This is a genomic window from Kitasatospora sp. NPDC096077, assembly GCF_040303245.1.
Classification (GTDB): domain Bacteria; phylum Actinomycetota; class Actinomycetes; order Streptomycetales; family Streptomycetaceae; genus Kitasatospora.
The window spans coordinates 271,238-288,290 of sequence record NZ_JBEOSV010000002.1; the positions used below are offsets into that span (position 1 = coordinate 271,238).

Consider the following 17,053-nt stretch of genomic DNA (forward strand, 5'->3'; position numbering starts at 1 on the left):
CGCTTGTCATAGTGTGCCGATTGACCGGCCGGTGCGGTTGACCCCTTGACATGTCGTCATGTCCACGCCAATTTTGGGGGACCCCCACACCGCGAGGTCTCTCATGAAGAAGCCACTCATAGGCCTGCTCGCCTCGGTCCTGGTCGCCGGAGCCACCGCGCTGACCGGAGCCGCCCCGGCTCAGGCCGCCCCGGCACATGTCGCCGCCCCCGCGCGGGTCGCCCCCGCGCGCGCCGCCCAGCCCCTCGACGCCGTCGACTTCAGCGGCACCGTGGCGCTGAGCAACTGTTCCGGCTCGCTGGTCCGGCTGCCCGGCTCGGTCGGCAGTGACCCCGGGCTGGTGCTCACCAACGGCCACTGCCTGGAGACCGGCATGCCCGGCCCCGGCCAGGTGATCGTCAACCAGCCGTCCAGCCGCACCTTCACCCTGCTCGACGGCTCCGCCAACGAGGTCGCCACGCTCAACGCCACCAAGGTGGTCTACAGCGCGATGACCGGCACCGACGTGACGATCTACCAGCTCGACTCCAGTTACGACAGCATCCAGGCCCAGAGCGGGATCTCTCCGCTGACCATCTCCGCCGACCACCCCGTACAGGGCACCGACATCCGGGTGGTCTCCGGCTACTGGAAGCAGACCTACTCCTGCTCGGTCGACGGCTTCGCCTACCAACTCAAGGAAGCCGACTGGACGTTCAGCGACTCGGTCCGCTACACCTCGGGCTGCAACGTGATCGGCGGCACCTCCGGCTCGCCGGTCGTCGACGCGAACACCGGCCAGGTCGTCGCCGTCAACAACACGATCAACGAGGACGGCCAGAGCTGCACCCTCAACAACCCGTGCGAGGTCGACCAGTCCGGCGCAGTGACGGTCCACCAGGGCATCGGCTACGCCCAGGAGACCTACATCATCCCGGCCTGCTTCTCGGCCGGTAACACCCTGGACCTCACCCTCCCGGGCTGCACCCTGGCCCGCCCGTAAGGCCCCGCAGGGCTCCACAGGGCTCCACAGGGCTCCACGGGGCCTCGCAGGGCCCCGAAGGCCCCGCAAGGCCCCCGCAGCGCCCCGCGTCCGGTCCGCAGGCCGCGCACCCCTGACCCCCGGGCCCGCCCGCATCGCACCCCCTCGGCGGGCGGGACCCGGGAAACCACCCGGTGGCCACCCGGCCCGCCGACGGAACCGAGGCGACCCCACTGACCAGCACCTTCACCCGATGGGCCACCCGCGATCAGGCGGGTGGCCCATTCGGCCGTCCACCGGGCGGCCGCCGCACCACCCGCACCGCAGAGTTGTGCCGACGAGGTATGTGCCATGTCCGTTGACCAGATGGAGAGTTGATGACCACCAAGCTGAAGCGGCTGCTGGTTGCCGTCCTGCTGATACCGGTGTTCGGGGTCGGCGGCCTGGCCGCCCCGGCCTCGGCCGCCACCGGCCGGGGGACCGAGGCGGCCGGGGCCGCGCACCACCGGAGCCCCGCCGACGACCCGACCGCCGACATCAAGGACCGCCTGGCGGCGATCCCGGGCGTGACGATCACCGAGGAGAAGCCCACCGACGCCGACCACCGCTACTTCCTGGCCACCTACACCCAGCCGATCGACCACCTCCGCCCCTGGCTGGGCAGCTTCCAGCAGCGCTTCAGCCTGCTGCACCGGGGCTACGACCGTCCGACCGTCTTCTACACCAACGGCTACACGCTGGGCACCACCCCGTCCCGCACCGAGCCGACCCGGCTGGTCGACGGCAACCAGGTCTCCATCGAGTACCGGTTCTTCACCCCCTCCCGCCCGGAGCCGGCCGACTGGTCCAAGGCGGGCATCCGCCAGCAGGCCGCCGACTCGCACGACCTGGTGACCGCGCTCAAGCGGATCTACCAGCAGGAGTGGCTCTCCACCGGCGCCAGCAAGGGCGGCATGTCCTCGACGTTCTACCGTCGCTTCTACCCGGACGACATGGCGGGCACGATCGCCTACGTCGCGCCGAACAACACCGACGTCAGCGACTACTCGGCCTACACCGACTTCTTCCGCACCGTCGGCACCCCCGAGTGCCGCGCCAAGCTGAACGCCGCCCAGCGCGAGCTGCTGGTGCGCCGTGACCGCCTGGAGCCCCGCTACGTCGCCGCCAACCAGGCCGCGGGCTCGACCTTCAACACCCTCGGCACCCCGGACCGCGCCTACGAGGCCGGCGTGCTCGACGTGGTCTGGGCGTTCTGGCAGTACAGCCTGGAGTCGGACTGCGCGAAGGTCCCGGTGGCCGCCACGGCGACCGACGACGAGCTGCTCGCGTGGTACGACGCGCAGTCGGGCCTGACCGGCAACAGCGACCAGTCGCTGGCGAAGTACACCGCGTACTACTACCAGGCCGCCACCGAGCTGGGTGCGCCGTACTTCGACGTCTCGTACCTCCAGGACCAGCTGCACTACGACTACAAGGAGCTCTACTCGGCCCGTTCCTACGTGCCGAAGGAGATCCCGACCGTCTTCAACCCGAAGGCGATGCCGGACATCGACCGCTGGGTGAAGCGCGACGCCGAGCGGATGATGTTCGTCTACGGCGGCAACGACCCGTGGGGCGCCAAGCCGTTCCACCTCGGTCGGGGCAGTGACGACAGCTACGTCTACGTCGTGCCCGGCGGCAACCACGGCTCCAACATCGCCAAGCTGCCGGCCGACCAGTCGGCGGAGGCCACCGCGAAGGTGCTGGAGTGGGCCGGCCTGGGCGGCGACCAGGACGCCGCCCGCTCGTTCGCCAAGTCCGCGCAGCCGGGGGCGCCCTTCGGTCCGCTGGACGTCGAGGGCCAGCGGCTGGACCAGGAGCGCCGCCCGCTCTGATCCGGAGCGCGACAGCGACAGCGCCGTCACCGGCGCAACAGCACCAGGAGGCCGCCCCGCCCGGGGCGGCCTCCCGTCGTTCGCACCACGCGCTCCGCCCCTCCCATCCCGTCCCGCCCCCTCCCCGAAGCAGTGAATCAGTGCTTCAATGCTTCCATGGCCTACCGACGCACCCCCGCCGTCCAAGCCCGTCTGGACGCCCAGCGCGAGGCGGTGCTGCAGTCGGCGGTCGGCCTGCTCGCGGAGCGCGGTTACGGCGGCTGCACCATGGCCGCCGTGGCGGACCGCGCCGGCATCGCCACCGGCAGCCTCTACCAGCACTTCGCCAACAAGGCCGAGCTGTCGGTGCAGCTCTTCCGCAGGGTGGTCACCCACGAGATGGCCGCGGTGAACGCCGCCGTCGCCCTCCGGGACACCCCGCGGCAGCGGATCGCCGCCGTGGTCGAGACCTTCGCCGCCCGCGCCCTGCGCGCCCCCCGGCTGGCGTACGCGCTGCTGGTGGAGCCCGCCGACACGGTGGTGGACGGCGAACGCCTGGTCTTCCGGCGGGCGTTCCGGGACGTGATCGCTACCGAGATCGCCGCCGCCGTGGCCGCCGGCGAACTCCCCGAGCAGGACCCGGTGCTGACCGCCGCCGCCCTGGTCGGCGCGGTCGGCGAGGCCCTGGCCGGCCCGCTCGCGGCCGCGCCGCCGGCCACCGCCGGGCCGCTCGACCCGTCCGACCCCTCCGATCCCTCCGCCCCCCGGCGGGCCACCGTCGAGGTGGTCCCCGCCCTGGTCTCCTTCACCCTGCGTGCCCTGGGAGGACGCGATGACAGCGACGCATGAGGTCACCAACCAGGTGCCCCTGCCGTACGGACACGACACCGCCGCCGACCCGACCCTGCTCGCCGCCCTGCACCGGGCCGGCGCCGGCTGGGCCGAGCCGGAACTGCGCGAACTCGGCCGCCTGGCGGGCTCCGAGCAGGCCGCCGAGTGGGGCCGGCTGGCCAACGAGAACCCGCCGGTGCTGCGCACCCACGACCGCTTCGGCCACCGGATCGACGAGGTCGACTTCCACCCGTACTGGCACGAGCTGATGCGCACCGCCGTCTCGTACGGTCTGCACGCCGCGCCCTGGCGGGACGACCGGCCCGGCGCCCACTCCGCCCGCGCCGCCAAGTTCTTCGTCTGGAGCCAGGTCGAGGCCGGCCACACCTGCCCGATCTCGATGACCTACGCCGCCGTCCCCGCCCTGCGCCGCAACCCCTCCCTGGCCGCCGAGTTGGAGCCGCTGCTGGCCGCCACCGAGTACGACTACGGGCTGCGCGAGCCGCGCACCAAGCGCGGGCTGATCGCCGGCATGTCGATGACCGAGAAGCAGGGCGGCTCGGACGTCCGCAGCAACACCACCACCGCGGTCCCGCAGTCCGACGGCAGCTACCGGCTGACCGGCCACAAGTGGTTCACCTCGGCGCCGATGTCCGACCTCTTCCTGACCCTCGCCCAGGCCCCCGGCGGGCTCAGCTGCTTCGTGCTGCCGCGCGTCCTGCCGGACGGCGGCCGCAACCGGCTGCACCTGATGCGGCTCAAGGACAAGCTCGGCAACAAGTCCAACGCCTCCGCCGAGTTGGAGTACGACGGCGCGGTGGGCTGGCTGGTCGGCGAGGAGGGCCGGGGCGTGCCGACCATCATCGAGATGGTCAACATGACCCGCCTGGACTGCACCGTCGGCGCCGCCTCCGGAATGCGCTACGGCGCCACCCGGGCGGTCCACCACGCCCTGCACCGGCGGGCGTTCGGCAAGGCGCTGGTCGACCAGCCGCTGATGCGCAACGTGCTGGCCGACCTGGTGGTGGAGTCCGAGGCGGCCACCGCCGTCGCGATGCGGCTGGCCCACGCCACCGACCGCACCCTGGCCGGGGACGAAACCGAGGCGCTGGTACGGCGGTTGGGCCTGGCCGTGGCCAAGTACTGGGTGTGCAAGCGCGGTCCGGCGCACGCCGCCGAGGCGCTGGAGTGCCTGGGCGGCAACGGCTACGTCGAGGAGTCCGGGATGCCCCGGCTCTACCGGGAGGCACCGCTGGTGTCGATCTGGGAGGGCTCCGGCAACGTCGCCGCCCTGGACGCCCTGCGCGCCATGGCCAAGCGCCCGGAGACGGTCGAGGCCTTCCTCGGCGAACTCGACGCGGCCGCCGGGGCGGACCGCCGACTGGATGCGGCGGTCGCCGAACTCCGCAAGCAGCTCGGTGACCTGACCGATCCGGAGTACCGCACCCGGCGGCTGGTGGAGTCCATGGCGCTGGCCTTCCAGGGCTCGCTGCTGGTCCGCTACGGCAGCCCGGCGGTGGCCGACGCCTTCTGCGCCGGCCGGCTCGGCGGCGACCGCGGCGCGGCCTTCGGCACCCTGCCGCCCGGCGTCGACACCGCGGAGATCATCGACCGCGCCCGCCCGGTGCCCGCGTGAGCGGCCGGGAGGCCGACGCCGCGGACCCACGGACCGAAGCCGTGGACGGACCGACCGACGCCGTGGACGGACCGACCGAAGCCGCGGACCAGGAGGCCGAGGGCGTACGGGAGTTCTGGCGGGCCCTGGGCCTGCCCGGGCTGATCGACGTGCACACCCACTTCATGCCGAAGAGCGTCCTCGACAAGGTGTGGGCGTACTTCGACGCGGCCGGCCCGCTGGTGAACCGCCCCTGGCCGATCACCTACCGCGAGGCCGAGGAGCAACGCGTCCGGCGGCTGCGGGACTTCGGCGTCCGGGCGTTCACCTCGATGCTCTACCCGCACAAGCCGGGCATGGCCGGCTGGCTGAACAGCTGGGCCGCCGAGTTCGCCGCCCGCACCCCGGACTGCCTGCACACCGCGACCTTCTTCCCCGAACCCGGGGCGGCCGGCTACGTGGCACGGGCGATCGAGGACGGCGCCCGGGTCTTCAAGGCGCACCTCCAGGTCGGCGGCTACGACCCGGCGGACACCCGGCTGGACGAGGTCTGGGCGCTGCTCGCCGACACCGGCACCCCGGTGGTCACCCACTGCGGATCCGGGCCGGTGCCCGGCAAGTTCACCGGTCCCGGGCCGATCGGCGCGGTGCTGGACCGGCACCCCGGCCTGGTCCTGGTGGTCGCCCACCTCGGCATGCCCGAGTACCGCGACTTCCTCGACCTGGCCGAACGCCACCCGGCCGTCCGGCTGGACACCACCATCGCGTTCACCGACTTCGCCGAGGCCGACGTCCCGTTCCCGCGCGACGAACTGCCGCGTCTGCGCGGGTTGCGGGAGCGCATCCTGCTGGGCAGCGACTTCCCCAACATCCCGTACCGCTACGTCCACCAGCTGGAGGCGCTGGCCGGGCTGGGGCTGGGGGAGGAGTGGCTGCGGGCGGTCTGCCACGACAACGCGGCGGCCCTGTTCGGCCTCACCTGACCCACCCGCCCGCTCACCCGACCACCCGCAGCACCCCCACAGCGTCCGCGTGCAGTCCGGGCGCGGCGGTGAGGAAGCTGTCCGAGCCGGCCGTCCAGGCCGCCCCGGCGGCGTCCGTCACCGTCGCGCCCGCCTCGCTCGCGATCAGCGCGCCGGGCAGCAGGTTGCCCGCGTCCTCCCCGTACTCCCAGAACAGCGCCAGATGCCCGGAGCCGACCTGTGCCACCTGCAGCGCGGTCGGCCCGAGGTTGCGCACCGCCAGCACCGAGCCGACCATCGCGGACAGCGACTCGCCCGCCCGGCGCAGCGCCACCGGGTCGGCGGCCACCCGCGGCGGCTGGCTGGTGGCGGCGACGGTGGCCGCCAACTCGCGCTCCAGCGGTGCGATCGGCCGCCCGTCCAGCCGGGCCCCGCCGCCCCGCACCGCCAGGTAGGTCCGGCCGCCGTCGAGTTCCGGGGCGTGCACCACGGCCAGCACCGCCGCGCCGTCGCGCACCAGCGTCGCCGTCACCGCCCAGTGCGGCTGCCCGAGCAGGTACTGCACCGCGCCGTCGGTCGCGTCGCACACCCACCACTCGCCCTCGGCCGGCACCGAGCCGTCCAGCTCCTCCGGCACCCACCCGGCCTGCGGGCGCAGCGCGCCCACCCGCTCGCGCAGGTCGGCGGCGGCCGGACCGTCCAGCTCCGCGAACCGTGCCATCGCCTCCTCGACGGTCCGCCCGGGGGTCGGCTCCACCGGCCGCCGCGCCACCAGCTCCGCGCCGACCTCGCGCACCGCCGCCTCCACGGCCTCGGCCAGCGTCCACAGCTCCGACGGCTCCAGCAGCTCCATGTCGTCCTCCTCGACGTTCGTTTCCCGGCCGGTCCGTTCCGACCGCCCAGGACAAGGAGTACCGTCAGGACTGCCGAACAGGACGCTCAAGCAGCCGTGAACGACGGAGATCGGACACCATGGACCTCTCCACGACGGATCCGGACAAGGTGCTGGACACCCTCGACCGCCGCCTGGTCGGCGCGCTCCAGGTCGACGGACGGGCCGAGCCCGGCCGGATCGCCGAGGTGCTGGGCGTCTCCGCCCGGACGGTCACCCGTCGGCTGGGCCTGCTGCGGCGGGCCGGCGTGCTGCGGGTGGTCCGGATGCCCGACGTCGAGGACGCCGCCGTGGGCGCGCTGCTGCTGCGGGTCCGGGTGCTGCGCGGTCGGGTGGACGCCATCGCCCGGGCCCTGGCCGAGCGGCCCGACGTCCCCTTCGTCGACGTGATGCTCGGCGGCCAGGAGGTCGGCGCGGTGATGCTCAGCGACGCCGGCGCCCGCGACCGGCTGCTGTACGGGCAGTTGCCCGCGACCGACGCCGTCACCGAGACCACCACCCACGCCGTCCTGCACGCCTTCTCGGACGCCGGCCAGTGGCAGGCCGGCTGGCTGACCGCCCAGGAGGCGGCCGCGCTGGCCCGGCCGGTGGTCCCGCGCCCCGCCACACCCCCGGTGCTGGACGACCTCGACCACGCTCTGCTGGACCGACTGGGGGAGGACGCCCGGCAGTCCCACGCGGTGCTGGCCGGGGCGGTCGGCGCCCCGGAGTCGACCGTACGGCGCCGTCTGCACCGGCTGGACGGGCTCGGCCTGCTGCGCACCCACGTCACCGTCGACCCCCGGCTGCTCGGCATGGCCGTGGACGCCAACCTCTGGCTGGACGTCCCGCCCGGCCGGCTCGCCGAGGTCGGCGCCGAACTGGCCCGCCACCCGCAGGTGCACGGCGTCTTCGCCACCAGCGGCCCGACCAACCTGCTGGCCACGCTGTTCTCCCCGGACCACGGCGGCCTCTACCGCTTCCTCACCGACACCCTCGGCCCGCTCGGGGTCACCCGCGCCGAGACCACGATCACGGCCCGCGCGGTCAAGCGGGCGGGCGTGCTGCTCCGAAAGCCGCGCGGCTGAGGCGGCCGGGCCGACCGGCCCCGTCCCGACCGCCCTTACCCACGGGGTAATCGACGCCAGCCGGACGGCCGGGCAGGCTGGCGGAACCCGGTCGTGGCCACGGGCCGGCCGGGCAGCCGAACCCCTGTCAGGAGGCCGATCCGCCATGCCCGCGAACACCGCCGTGCCCAGGAACACCGCCGTGCCCGCGAACACCGTCACCCCTGCCGGTTCCGTCCTCTCGCCGTGGACGGTACGCGGCGTCCTGCGCCTGGACGTCCTGGCGACCGGTGGCAACGGGCTGGCCTACCTGGCTTTCGCCGGTCCGCTGGGCGAGGTGCTGGGGCTGGGCCGCACCGCCCTGGTCGGCCTCGGGGCCGTCCTGACCGGCTACGCGCTGGCGGTCGCCGCACTGGCCGCCCGCCGCCGCCCGCCGAGGCCCGCCGTCCTGGCGGTGGTCGGTCTCAACTCGGCCTGGGCGGTGCTCAGTCCGGCCGTGGCGGTGGTCCGTACCGTGCCCACCACCGCGGGCGCGGTGTGGGTCCCGTTGCAGGCCGCCGTGGTCGCCCTGTTCGTGGTCCTCCAGCTGAACGCCCTGCGCCGCTCAGCCCGGTGAGCCCGACCGCTCCGGCCCCACCGTGGACTGCAGGTAGCGGACCGTCTCCGCGTCGGCCGGCAGGAAGGCCTCCAGGGCCAGTTCGGAGACGGTCACGTCCAGCGGGGTGTTGAAGGTGGTGACGGTGGACAGGAAGGAGAGCACCCGTCCCTCGTGCCGGATCCGCAGCGGCAGCGCGAACGGTCCGCTGTCCGCCTCCTCCGGCTCCGCCGCCGCCCCGCCGGTCGGCTCGGGGTAGCCGCGGACCTCCTCGTACAGCTGCCGCAGCGACTCGCTGCGGACCAGGTCCAGCTGCCGTTCCAGCCGCGCCAGCAGGTGCCGTCGCCACTGCCGGTGGTTGACGATGCGCGGCGCCAGCCCCTCCGGGTGCAGGGCGATCCGGACCGCGTTCAGCGGCGGCTCCAGCAGTTGCGGGGCGATGCCGTCCAGCACCAGTCCGGCCGCGCGGTTGGCGGCCAGCACCCGGAAGGTTCCGTCGATCACCACCGCCGGGTACGGGTCGTGCGCGGCGAGCAGCTGTTCGAGGCCGTCGCGCAGTGCGTCCATCGACGGGGCGTCCAAGGGCGTCTCGGGGTACTGCGGGGCGTAACCGGCCGCCAGCAGCAGGGAGTTGCGCTCGCGTACCGGGACGTCCAGCTGCTCGGCCAGCCGCAACAGGAGTGCGCGGCTCGGCCGGGCGCGGCCGTTCTCGACGAAGCTGAGGTGCCGGGCCGAGGAGCCCGCCTGCAGGGCCAGCCGCAACTGGCTGAGCTGTCGCCGCTCCCGCCAGCCGCGCAGCAGCGGGCCGACTCCGGTCCCGGTCGGGCCGCCCATGCCCGCCATGATCGTCATGGGCAAGGACGGTACTCGAACGAACCGGCCCGCGGGAGAGGGCGGGGGAAACGGTGGACGACGAACGCGGGCCGCGACGGGACCGGACGGGTCAGGCGCCGGTGGTCGAGCCCGGGCGGATCACCATCAGCACCACGACCACCGCCCACAGCAGGTTGAACACCCCGGCGGTCATCGGCAGCAGGCGCAGGCCGCCGACGGCCTTGGTGTGCTTCTCGTCGGCCGGGTCGAGGCCGAGCGCGTCGACGGCGGCCTGCTGGCCGGGCAGCACGAACAGCAGCAGGGAGAGCGCGGCGACCGCGGTGAGCACCATCGAGACGATCAGCCAGGACTGGCTCAGCACGCCCATCACCTGGGCCACGCCGATGCCCAGCACCGGCACCGCGACGCCGAGCAGCGCGTAGACCTGGGTGATCCGGTGCAGGATGCGCAGCACGCCCGCGTCCGAGGCCTGGTCCGGCCCGCCGGCCAGGGCGGCCTTCGCCCGGCGCGGGAACATGCTGACGGCCACCGCGACCGGGCCTATGAACAGGACCGACGCGAGGACGTGCAGGCTCAGCAGGAACTTGGCCATGGCGGGGCACCCTTTGATCCGGTGGGCAGCTGGGGGGTCGGCGGGCGTGCGCCGTCGGCGCGCCCACGACCAGGCACGCTAACACCGCTTATTCACCGGCCCCGCGCTCGGGTGCCCCGGTCCGGCCCTCCCTCCGCAGAGGGGGCGAGCGCTCAGCCCGCCGGGACCAGCTCCACGATGCGCGGCGGCGCGGTGCTGACGGCCGCGACGGCGGCGCCCTGCCCGGGGTCGGTCCAGTCGAGCAGGTGCAGGTCCTCGAAGCGGCTGCGCAGCGGGGCGCCGACCGGGACGTCCAGCGGCAGGGCGGAGAGGTCGACCTTGCCGAGGGTGTCGAGTGTCGCCCGTCCGATCTTGATCAGCGACTCCTTGCGCACCCACTGCCGCAGGAACGCCCGGTCCGGCTCGGCGGCCGCCTCCACCAGGGCCAGCTCGGCCGGGGCGAGCACCCGGCGGGCCACCGCGCGCAGCGAGCCGCCCCGGGCGGCCAGTTCGACGTCCACCCCGATCGGCCGGCGGCCGGCTCCGGCCGCGACCACGCCCCGGGTGTGCGACAGGCTCACCTCCACCCCGGGGTGGTCGGGCAGGTAGGGCTTGCCGTGGTCGGCGAGGCCGCAGTCCGGGCACTGCTGGGCGAGGACCAGGTCGGCCGCCGGGACACCGAGCAGCTCGGCGGCGCAGAGCCGGACCAGGACGTGTCCGGCGACGAAGTCGGTCCGCCCGGACTCCTGCCGGAAGCGCGCGGCACGGGCCCGCTCGGTCTCGGTGAGCAGGTGCTCGCCCGCCTCGGGGTGCCGCAGTACGGCGTCGGCGGACGCGACGGCGACGAGCGGCGCGTCCTGTTCCTGGGCCTCGGTGGTCATGGACCCAACCTAGTCCTCCCCGCCGTCGGGCGGGTGGCCGGACCTGGTGGACCGGTGGGGCGGGCGGGGCCGGACGGGCAGGCGCCGGACCGGCGGGGGCGTGCGCCGCGCGGAGGATTTTCGGTTCCGATCTGAGGGTCTATAGGGTATGAATAGTCCGTTTTAGGGTTGGATATCCCGGATCTGTGGGATCGCCAGCAGATACGACGAAACGCGGCAGGTCATCCGTACCTGCCCTTTTCCATGTGCGGAGGAATTGTCGATGGGTCAGGCCACCGGTTCGCCGGATCACAGAACGACCGCCGTGAGAAGAACGCCCGCCACCGGTGGCCGCCGCGCGGTCCGGATCGCGGTGGCGACCGCCGTCGCCGCGGTGCCGCTGGCCGCCGTGCTGACGGTGGGTTCGGCCGCCCCGCTGGCCCCGCCGCTGGGTGCCTGCTCCGGGCCCGACTGTCCGGCGACCTGGCCGGAGCCGAACAACGGCGACTTCACCGGCCGGGACGCGAGCATCAACGTCTTCACCGGCGGCAACTTCACCGTCAACGGCCGTGCGGCCGAGGCCGAGGGCAAGATCGTCACGCTGGGGAACCTGACCGTCGACAAGAACGGCGGCGGCATCTACAACATGGGCGTGGTCGGCGTCGGTTCGCGGGTCGTTCCGCCGAACGGCAGCGACTTCGTCACCACCGGCGGCTACGTCGACGCGGTGAACGGCAACTCGATCCTGATCGGCGGCAGCGACTCGCACGGCCCGGCCTTCGGCAACCTGCGCCACGCGGGTGCTGTCACCGGCACCATCGACATCGACCCCACCGGCGAGTCCATCGAGGACCCGAACGCCGCCGCGCCGTACCAGGACGTGCTGACCCAGATCGAGGAGGTTTCCGACTGCGTCGGGAAGGCCACCGCGACCGGCACCGTCGCCGTCACCTCCAGCGAGGCCACCTTCACCGGTGACGGGACGAGCATGAAGCAGGTCTTCAACGTCCCCGGGAACCTCGCCTCGCCCAGCGGCGGGCAGATCGGCCTGGTCTTCAACAACATCCCGGCCGGCGCGACCGTCGTGGTCAACATGCTCGGGGACAGCCCGATCATCAACACCTACACGGGCACCGGCCTGGCGGGGGACCAGACCACCGAGATGCGGTCGAAGCTGATGTACAACTTCCCGACCGCCACCAACGCGCAGATCCTCGGCAGCGCGCAGTTCCAGGGGTCGGTGCTGGCGGGCAACCCCGGCGGCACCATGACCCTCGCCCAGCCGGGCATGAACGGCCGGGTCTACCTCGCGGGCAACCTGATCCACACCGGCACGGGCGGCTACGAGCTCCACAGCTACCCGTTCGACGGGGACCTGCCGGACTGCAAGGTGACGCCGAGCCCGTCGCCGACCTCCTCCTCGCCCTCGGCGAGCCCGACCTCGTCGTCCCCGTCGCCGACCTCGCCGAGCCCCACGTCGCCGTCGCCGACGTCGCCGAGCCCGACGTCCCCGTCACCCACCTCGCCGAGCCCGACCTCGCCGAGTCCGACGTCCCCGAGCCCGACGTCGCCGTCGCCGACGTCCCCGAGCCCCACGTCGCCGAGCCCGACGTCCCCGGCCCCGACGTCCCCGAGCGGGACCGCAACCTCGCCGTCGGCCAGCGCGTCCACGACGAGCGCGGGCCCCGGCCCGACCAGTCACCACCCGACCCACCCCGGTGGTGAGCTGCCCTCCACCGGCGCGGGCAACGCCCCGGTGGTCTTCGGCCTGGCCGGCGTCGGCCTGCTCGGCCTCGGTGGACTGGCCGTCCTGGCCGCCCGCCGTCGCGGCCGCCACAGCTGACGCAAGCGTCGGCGCAGGCCGCGACGCGAAGGCCGCCCGGTCGATCCGACCGGGCGGCCTTCGCCGTGCACGCCCTAACCCCGAGGTCCGTCCGGAGCGCGGAGACGTGGAGTCAGTCCGCGGTGAGGAAGCGCTTCACGGTGCGGCGTTCGGCGGCGACGGTGTGCACCGGTTCGCCGATCACCCGGCCGGCCAGCAGGACGGCCAGGCCGCCGAGGTCCTGGCGCAGTACGGCGGCGGCCTCCGCGCGGTCGGCGGCGATCCGGGCGCGGCCGTCGCGGCACCAGCATGGCGGGATCGGGCCTGAGCGGGCCGAGTTCGATGTGCACGCCAACCTCCCCGGGGTCTGACGGACAGTCAGAGTGGGGCATTCCCAAGGTTGATGGCGGTCGAACTCGTGCGCGACGATGAGCTGCGTCACGTCGGGCAGCGCCGTGCGGCCTCGCGTCGTGGGCCGTGCGGTGTCACTCGCCCATGACGTACTTCACGGTCGGGCCGGTGGTCCAGCCGCCGTCCACCGCGAGCTCGGCACCGGTGACGTAGGAGGAGTCGTCGGAGAGCAGGTAGACCACCGCGGTGGCGATCTCGGGCGCCTCGCCGACCCGGCCCATCGGGGTGTTCGGGTAGTTGCCGTCGCCGCGCCGGATGCCGACCGAGGCGGTCATCGGGGTGTACGTCATGCCCGGGTGCACCGAGTTGACCCGGATCCGCTCGGTGCCGAGCTCCACCGCGCCGATCTTGCTGAGCCCGCGCACGCCCCACTTGGAGGCGCCGTATCCGGCGGTGAGCGCCAGGCCCATCAGGCCGGCCGCGGAGGAGATGTTGACGATCGAGCCGCCGCCGACCGCGCGCATGGCCGGGACGACGGTCCGCATGCCGATGAACACGCCGGTCAGGTTGATGTCCACGACCTTGCGGAAGCGCTCGACGCTCTCCTCGGCGAGCAGCGAACCGGTGGAGATCCCGGCGTTGTTGACCAGGCCGTGCACCCCGCCGAACTCCGCCGTCGCGAAGTCCACCACCTGCTGCCAGTCCGCCTCGGAGGTGACGTCGTGGCGGACGAACCGGGCCCGCTGGCCGAGTTCGGCGGCGGTGGCCCGGCCGTCCTCCTCCAGGACGTCGGTGATCACCACGGCGGCGCCGGCCGCGACGGCGAGCCGGGCGGCCTCGGCGCCGAGGCCGCGGGCACCGCCGGTGATGATGACGGTCTTGCCGGTGAGGTCGTTCATGAGGTGCTCCTTCGGGGGGTGGGGGCGGAGAGCATGGCGGCGGACACCGTCACCAGGTCGGCGAGGAAGGTCTCCTCGTCCGTGAGGGGGGTGGACCCGGTGAGGTACTGCTGCGCCCGGTCGGCCAGGGCGGCGCCGATCAGGGTGAGGGCCAGGTCGATCCGTTCCAGCCGGATCGGTTCCGGCAGGGCGGTGATCCGCTCCTCGACCAGCTCGATCAGCCGCCAGTAGCCCCCGCCCGCCAGGGTGGGGTGCGGGGTCCGGGTGCGGACCCCGCTGCTGTGGCTGACCTGGGCGGAGATCCGCAGGCAGTGCCGGCCCCGCTCGGTGCGCAGCTCGGTGGCCTCGGCCGCGATCAGGGCGCCGAGCAGCCCGGGCAGGTCCGCGTCCGCGAGTGCGGGCAGACGCGGCGCGAGGGCCTGCTCGGTGCGGTCCTGGCGGCCGGCCATGATCGCGTCGAGCAGGCCCTCGCGGGAGCCGAAGTGGTACTGCACGGCGGAGGGGTTGCTCTGCCCGGCCAGTCGGGTGATGTCCCTGGTCAGGGCGCCTTCCACGCCTCGGGTGGCGAAGAGTTCCTCCGCCGCCCGCAGCAGCCTCTCGCGGGTCTCGTGGCCCGCCGATGTCCTTGCCATGCGCACCAGATTAATACTGCGCATTATTAACGGCAAAGGGCCCCCGGGATCAACGGCGAAGGGCCCCCGGTCTCCGGCTACGTCACCTCGCCCCGGCGGGAGAAACGTTCCTCCCGCCACTCGCCGCTCGCCAGCACCTCGGCCAGCTGCCGGGCCGCGTCCCACACCTCGGTGTGCGAGAGGTAGAGCGGCGTGAAGCCGAAGCGCATCAGGTCGGGCGCCCGGAAGTCCCCGATCACCCCGCGGGCGATCAGCGCCTGCACCACCGGGTAGCCGTCCGCGTGCCGCAGCGCGACCTGGCTGCCGCGCCGGGCGTGCTCGCGCGGGGTGACCACCTCGACCCCGTCCAGGCCCTCGACCAGCGCGATGAACAGGTCGGTCAGCGCCAGGCTCTTGGTCCGTACGGCGGCCAGGTCGGCCCGCTCCCAGATGTCCAGCGAGACCTCCAGCGAGGCCTGGCCGAGCAGTGAGGGCGAGCTGGTCAGGAAGCGTCCGATGCCGGGCTTGGGGTCGTACCCGGGCTCGAAGGCGAACGGGCGGGCGTGCCCGAACCAGCCGCTCAGCGGCTGCTGCGGACCGGCCGCCAGGTGCCGTTCGGCGACGTACAGGAAGGCCGGTGAGCCGGGGCCGGAGTTGAGGTACTTGTAGCTGCAGCCGACCGCGAAGTCCGCTCCGGCGGTGCCGAGTTCGATCGGCAGCGCGCCCACCGAGTGGCACACGTCCCAGATCATCAGGGCGCCCGCGGCCTGCACCCGGGCGGTGATCCCGGGCATGTCCAGCAGTTCGCCGGTGCGGTAGTCCACGTGCGACAGGACGACCGCGGCGACGTCGCCGTCCAGGTGCCGGTCCAGCTCCTCGGGGCGGATCAGCAGGCTGCGCCCGCCCTCGGCCAGGCCGGTCACGCCCTCGGCGATGTACAGGTCGGTCGGGAAGGCCTCGACGTCGCCGAGCACCGTCCGGCGCCCCGGGCGCAGCCGCAGCGCGGCCGAGAGCACCTTGAACAGGTTCACCGAGGTGGTGTCGCAGACGACCACCTCCGCCGGATCGGCCCCGATCAGCGGCGCGATCCGCCGTCCCAGCCGGTACGGCTGCTCGAACCAGCCGGCGTCGTTCCAGCTGCGGATCAGCTCCCGGCCCCACTCCTGCTCGACCACCCGGGCCACCCGTTCGGGCGTGCGCACCGGCAGCGCGCCCAGCGAGTTGCCGTCCAGGTAGATCACCCCGTCCGGCAGGGTGAACTCCTTCCGGAACGCGGCCAGCGGGTCGACGGCGTCCAGCGCCGCGCACTCCTCGCGCGTGATCATGCCCGTCCCCTGTCCGTCGCCTCTGCTCACAGCTCGTCCCGGATCGTCCACAGCTCCGGGAACACGTCCTGCTCGGCCGCCTTGCGCAGCCAGGTCAGCCCGCTGGACCCGCCCGAGCCGGGCTTGCCGCCCATGGTCCGCTTGACCGACATCAGGTGCCGGTGGCGCCAGCGGGTGACCCGCTCGGCCACGTCCAACAGGGCCTCGCCGAGCGGCTGCAGGTGCGCGAACTCCGGCTCGGTGTAGACCCGGCGCCAGGCCGCCGCGACCTCCTCGGAGGGCCGGTGGCGCTGCTCCGATATCTCCGGGCGCACCGCCAGGCCGTGCCGGGCCAGCAGTCCGAGCGCCTCGTCGTACAGCCCGGGGGAGCGCAGCGCCTCGGCCAACTCGGCCTGGACGTCGGGCGATTCGGCGTACATGTTGAGCAGCGCGGCGTTCTTGTTGCCGAGCAGGAACTCCAGGTGCAGGAAGGCCGAGGACTGGAAGCCGGAGGCCTCGCCGAACAGCGCGCGGAAGGAGTTGAACTCCTGCGGCGTCATGGTGGCCAGCAGGTCCCAGGACTCCACCAGCACGTCCTGGACGTGGGTGCCGCGGCGCAGCGCGGCCAGCGCGGCGGCCAGGTCGTCGTCGTGCAGCGCCTGCCGGGCGGCCGTCCACTCGTGCCGCAGCAGGTCGAAGAGCAGCTCCATCACCTGGGTGGTGACGATGAAGGACAGCTCGGCCGGCTCCTTGCTGCGCGGGTGCTGGAGGCTGTGCAGCTCCTCCAGCCGGACGTACTGCGCGTACGGGGTGCCCCGACCCGGCCGGTCCTCCCGACCGAACGACAGGTTGGGCGTCTCCACCGTGTCGTGCCCCATCCCGATCCCTCCTGGTCCGTCCGGGCCTGGTCGCCCGGGGCCGGCGGATCGGACGGACGTCCTGGTTCCACCGGGGAGCCCATTGTGCGGCGCCGTGCCGCCCGGATTGAATGGCCGACGAGCACCGCAACCGGGCTTCGGGTTGTCGTTCGCGAGGCGTTCGACCGA

General features: G+C 73.5%; 17 protein-coding genes. 8 read left to right on the forward strand and 9 right to left on the reverse strand.

Annotation, left to right across the window (positions count from 1 at the left end; genetic code table 11):
- The first annotated feature begins 103 nt into the window (after window positions 1-103).
- The 5 genes from ABTZ03_RS03095 to ABTZ03_RS03115 all read left to right on the forward strand — a co-directional run bounded on the left by ABTZ03_RS03095 (window position 104) and on the right by ABTZ03_RS03115 (window position 6,243).
- The gene (locus tag ABTZ03_RS03095) at window positions 104-982 is read left to right on the forward strand and encodes a S1 family peptidase (protein WP_350511102.1); all 879 of its coding nucleotides are present in this window, start codon (window positions 104-106) and stop codon (window positions 980-982) included.
- Between the two features lie 356 nt (window positions 983-1,338).
- Window positions 1,339-2,835, forward strand: coding sequence for a S28 family serine protease (locus tag ABTZ03_RS03100; RefSeq protein WP_350511103.1), 1,497 nt, complete (start codon window positions 1,339-1,341; stop codon window positions 2,833-2,835).
- Window positions 2,836-2,991: 156 nt separating this feature from the next.
- Entirely contained in the window at window positions 2,992-3,663 is a 672-nt protein-coding gene (locus tag ABTZ03_RS03105; protein WP_350511104.1) for a TetR/AcrR family transcriptional regulator, read from the forward strand.
- Window positions 3,647-5,281, forward strand: coding sequence for an acyl-CoA dehydrogenase family protein (locus ABTZ03_RS03110; protein WP_350511105.1), 1,635 nt, complete (start codon window positions 3,647-3,649; stop codon window positions 5,279-5,281). Before ABTZ03_RS03105 ends, ABTZ03_RS03110 begins: the two co-directional genes overlap by 17 nt.
- Before the next feature lie 41 nt (window positions 5,282-5,322).
- Window positions 5,323-6,243: an amidohydrolase family protein gene (locus ABTZ03_RS03115; RefSeq protein WP_502894373.1), complete on the forward strand. Its 921-nt coding sequence runs from the start codon at window positions 5,323-5,325 to the stop codon at window positions 6,241-6,243.
- Window positions 6,244-6,256: 13 nt separating this feature from the next.
- Here the strand turns inward: ABTZ03_RS03115 and ABTZ03_RS03120 are convergent, their stop codons facing one another.
- A complete protein-coding gene (locus ABTZ03_RS03120; RefSeq protein ID WP_350511106.1) occupies window positions 6,257-7,075 on the reverse strand; it encodes an inositol monophosphatase family protein in 819 nt (272 codons plus the stop codon).
- 119 nt (window positions 7,076-7,194) lie between these two features.
- On the opposite strand from ABTZ03_RS03120, the gene ABTZ03_RS03125 reads away from it, so the two are divergent.
- Both ABTZ03_RS03125 and ABTZ03_RS03130 read left to right on the forward strand, forming a co-directional pair.
- Window positions 7,195-8,181: an Lrp/AsnC family transcriptional regulator gene (locus ABTZ03_RS03125; protein WP_350511107.1), complete on the forward strand. Its 987-nt coding sequence runs from the start codon at window positions 7,195-7,197 to the stop codon at window positions 8,179-8,181.
- Window positions 8,182-8,326: 145 nt separating this feature from the next.
- A complete protein-coding gene (locus tag ABTZ03_RS03130; protein ID WP_350511108.1) occupies window positions 8,327-8,776 on the forward strand; it encodes a hypothetical protein in 450 nt (149 codons plus the stop codon).
- Here ABTZ03_RS03130 and ABTZ03_RS03135 read toward each other — a convergent pair.
- From ABTZ03_RS03135 to ABTZ03_RS03145, 3 genes are all read right to left on the reverse strand, one after another.
- Window positions 8,765-9,607 (reverse strand): helix-turn-helix domain-containing protein, encoded by an 843-nt coding sequence (locus ABTZ03_RS03135; RefSeq protein WP_350511109.1) that lies wholly within the window; start codon window positions 9,605-9,607, stop codon window positions 8,765-8,767. The two genes, ABTZ03_RS03130 and ABTZ03_RS03135, sit on opposite strands and share 12 nt — an antisense overlap.
- 91 nt (window positions 9,608-9,698) lie before the next feature.
- Entirely contained in the window at window positions 9,699-10,181 is a 483-nt protein-coding gene (locus ABTZ03_RS03140) for a hypothetical protein (RefSeq protein ID WP_350511110.1), read from the reverse strand.
- A gap of 152 nt (window positions 10,182-10,333) precedes the next feature.
- Entirely contained in the window at window positions 10,334-11,041 is a 708-nt protein-coding gene (locus ABTZ03_RS03145) for a 4'-phosphopantetheinyl transferase family protein (RefSeq protein WP_350511111.1), read from the reverse strand.
- Window positions 11,042-11,345: 304 nt separating this feature from the next.
- On the opposite strand from ABTZ03_RS03145, the gene ABTZ03_RS03150 reads away from it, so the two are divergent.
- Window positions 11,346-12,863, forward strand: coding sequence for a choice-of-anchor A family protein (locus tag ABTZ03_RS03150; RefSeq protein WP_350511112.1), 1,518 nt, complete (start codon window positions 11,346-11,348; stop codon window positions 12,861-12,863).
- Window positions 12,864-12,975: 112 nt separating this feature from the next.
- Here the strand turns inward: ABTZ03_RS03150 and ABTZ03_RS03155 are convergent, their stop codons facing one another.
- From ABTZ03_RS03155 to ABTZ03_RS03175, 5 genes are all read right to left on the reverse strand, one after another.
- The gene (locus ABTZ03_RS03155; protein WP_350511113.1) at window positions 12,976-13,197 is read right to left on the reverse strand and encodes a hypothetical protein; all 222 of its coding nucleotides are present in this window, start codon (window positions 13,195-13,197) and stop codon (window positions 12,976-12,978) included.
- A 130-nt stretch (window positions 13,198-13,327) separates the two neighbouring features.
- Complete coding sequence (locus ABTZ03_RS03160) at window positions 13,328-14,092, reverse strand: glucose 1-dehydrogenase (RefSeq protein WP_350511114.1); 765 nt, start codon at window positions 14,090-14,092, stop codon at window positions 13,328-13,330.
- On the reverse strand, window positions 14,089-14,724 hold the full coding sequence (locus ABTZ03_RS03165; protein ID WP_350511115.1) for a TetR/AcrR family transcriptional regulator: 636 nt from the start codon (window positions 14,722-14,724) through the stop codon (window positions 14,089-14,091). Before ABTZ03_RS03165 ends, ABTZ03_RS03160 begins: the two co-directional genes overlap by 4 nt.
- 77 nt (window positions 14,725-14,801) lie before the next feature.
- Entirely contained in the window at window positions 14,802-16,028 is a 1,227-nt protein-coding gene (gene kynU / locus ABTZ03_RS03170) for a kynureninase (RefSeq protein ID WP_350511116.1), read from the reverse strand.
- 26 nt (window positions 16,029-16,054) lie between these two features.
- A complete protein-coding gene (locus tag ABTZ03_RS03175; protein WP_350511117.1) occupies window positions 16,055-16,885 on the reverse strand; it encodes a tryptophan 2,3-dioxygenase in 831 nt (276 codons plus the stop codon).
- Window positions 16,886-17,053: the final 168 nt, after the last annotated feature.

What these genes read in the sequence shown, in the direction of transcription:
- ABTZ03_RS03120 (WP_350511106.1), bottom strand. Translation starts at nt 7,075, where the DNA reads ATGGAGCTGCTGGAGCCGTCGGAGCTGTGGACGCTGGCCGAGGCCGTG.
- ABTZ03_RS03130 (WP_350511108.1), top strand. Translation starts at nt 8,327, where the DNA reads ATGCCCGCGAACACCGCCGTGCCCAGGAACACCGCCGTGCCCGCGAAC.
- ABTZ03_RS03145 (WP_350511111.1), bottom strand. Translation starts at nt 11,041, where the DNA reads ATGACCACCGAGGCCCAGGAACAGGACGCGCCGCTCGTCGCCGTCGCG.
- kynU (WP_350511116.1), bottom strand. Translation starts at nt 16,028, where the DNA reads ATGATCACGCGCGAGGAGTGCGCGGCGCTGGACGCCGTCGACCCGCTG.
- ABTZ03_RS03135 (WP_350511109.1), bottom strand. Translation starts at nt 9,607, where the DNA reads ATGACGATCATGGCGGGCATGGGCGGCCCGACCGGGACCGGAGTCGGC.
- ABTZ03_RS03110 (WP_350511105.1), top strand. Translation starts at nt 3,647, where the DNA reads ATGACAGCGACGCATGAGGTCACCAACCAGGTGCCCCTGCCGTACGGA.
- ABTZ03_RS03160 (WP_350511114.1), bottom strand. Translation starts at nt 14,092, where the DNA reads ATGAACGACCTCACCGGCAAGACCGTCATCATCACCGGCGGTGCCCGC.
- ABTZ03_RS03095 (WP_350511102.1), top strand. Translation starts at nt 104, where the DNA reads ATGAAGAAGCCACTCATAGGCCTGCTCGCCTCGGTCCTGGTCGCCGGA.
- ABTZ03_RS03105 (WP_350511104.1), top strand. Translation starts at nt 2,992, where the DNA reads ATGGCCTACCGACGCACCCCCGCCGTCCAAGCCCGTCTGGACGCCCAG.
- ABTZ03_RS03140 (WP_350511110.1), bottom strand. Translation starts at nt 10,181, where the DNA reads ATGGCCAAGTTCCTGCTGAGCCTGCACGTCCTCGCGTCGGTCCTGTTC.
- ABTZ03_RS03100 (WP_350511103.1), top strand. Translation starts at nt 1,339, where the DNA reads ATGACCACCAAGCTGAAGCGGCTGCTGGTTGCCGTCCTGCTGATACCG.
- ABTZ03_RS03165 (WP_350511115.1), bottom strand. Translation starts at nt 14,724, where the DNA reads ATGGCAAGGACATCGGCGGGCCACGAGACCCGCGAGAGGCTGCTGCGG.
- ABTZ03_RS03125 (WP_350511107.1), top strand. Translation starts at nt 7,195, where the DNA reads ATGGACCTCTCCACGACGGATCCGGACAAGGTGCTGGACACCCTCGAC.
- ABTZ03_RS03175 (WP_350511117.1), bottom strand. Translation starts at nt 16,885, where the DNA reads ATGGGGCACGACACGGTGGAGACGCCCAACCTGTCGTTCGGTCGGGAG.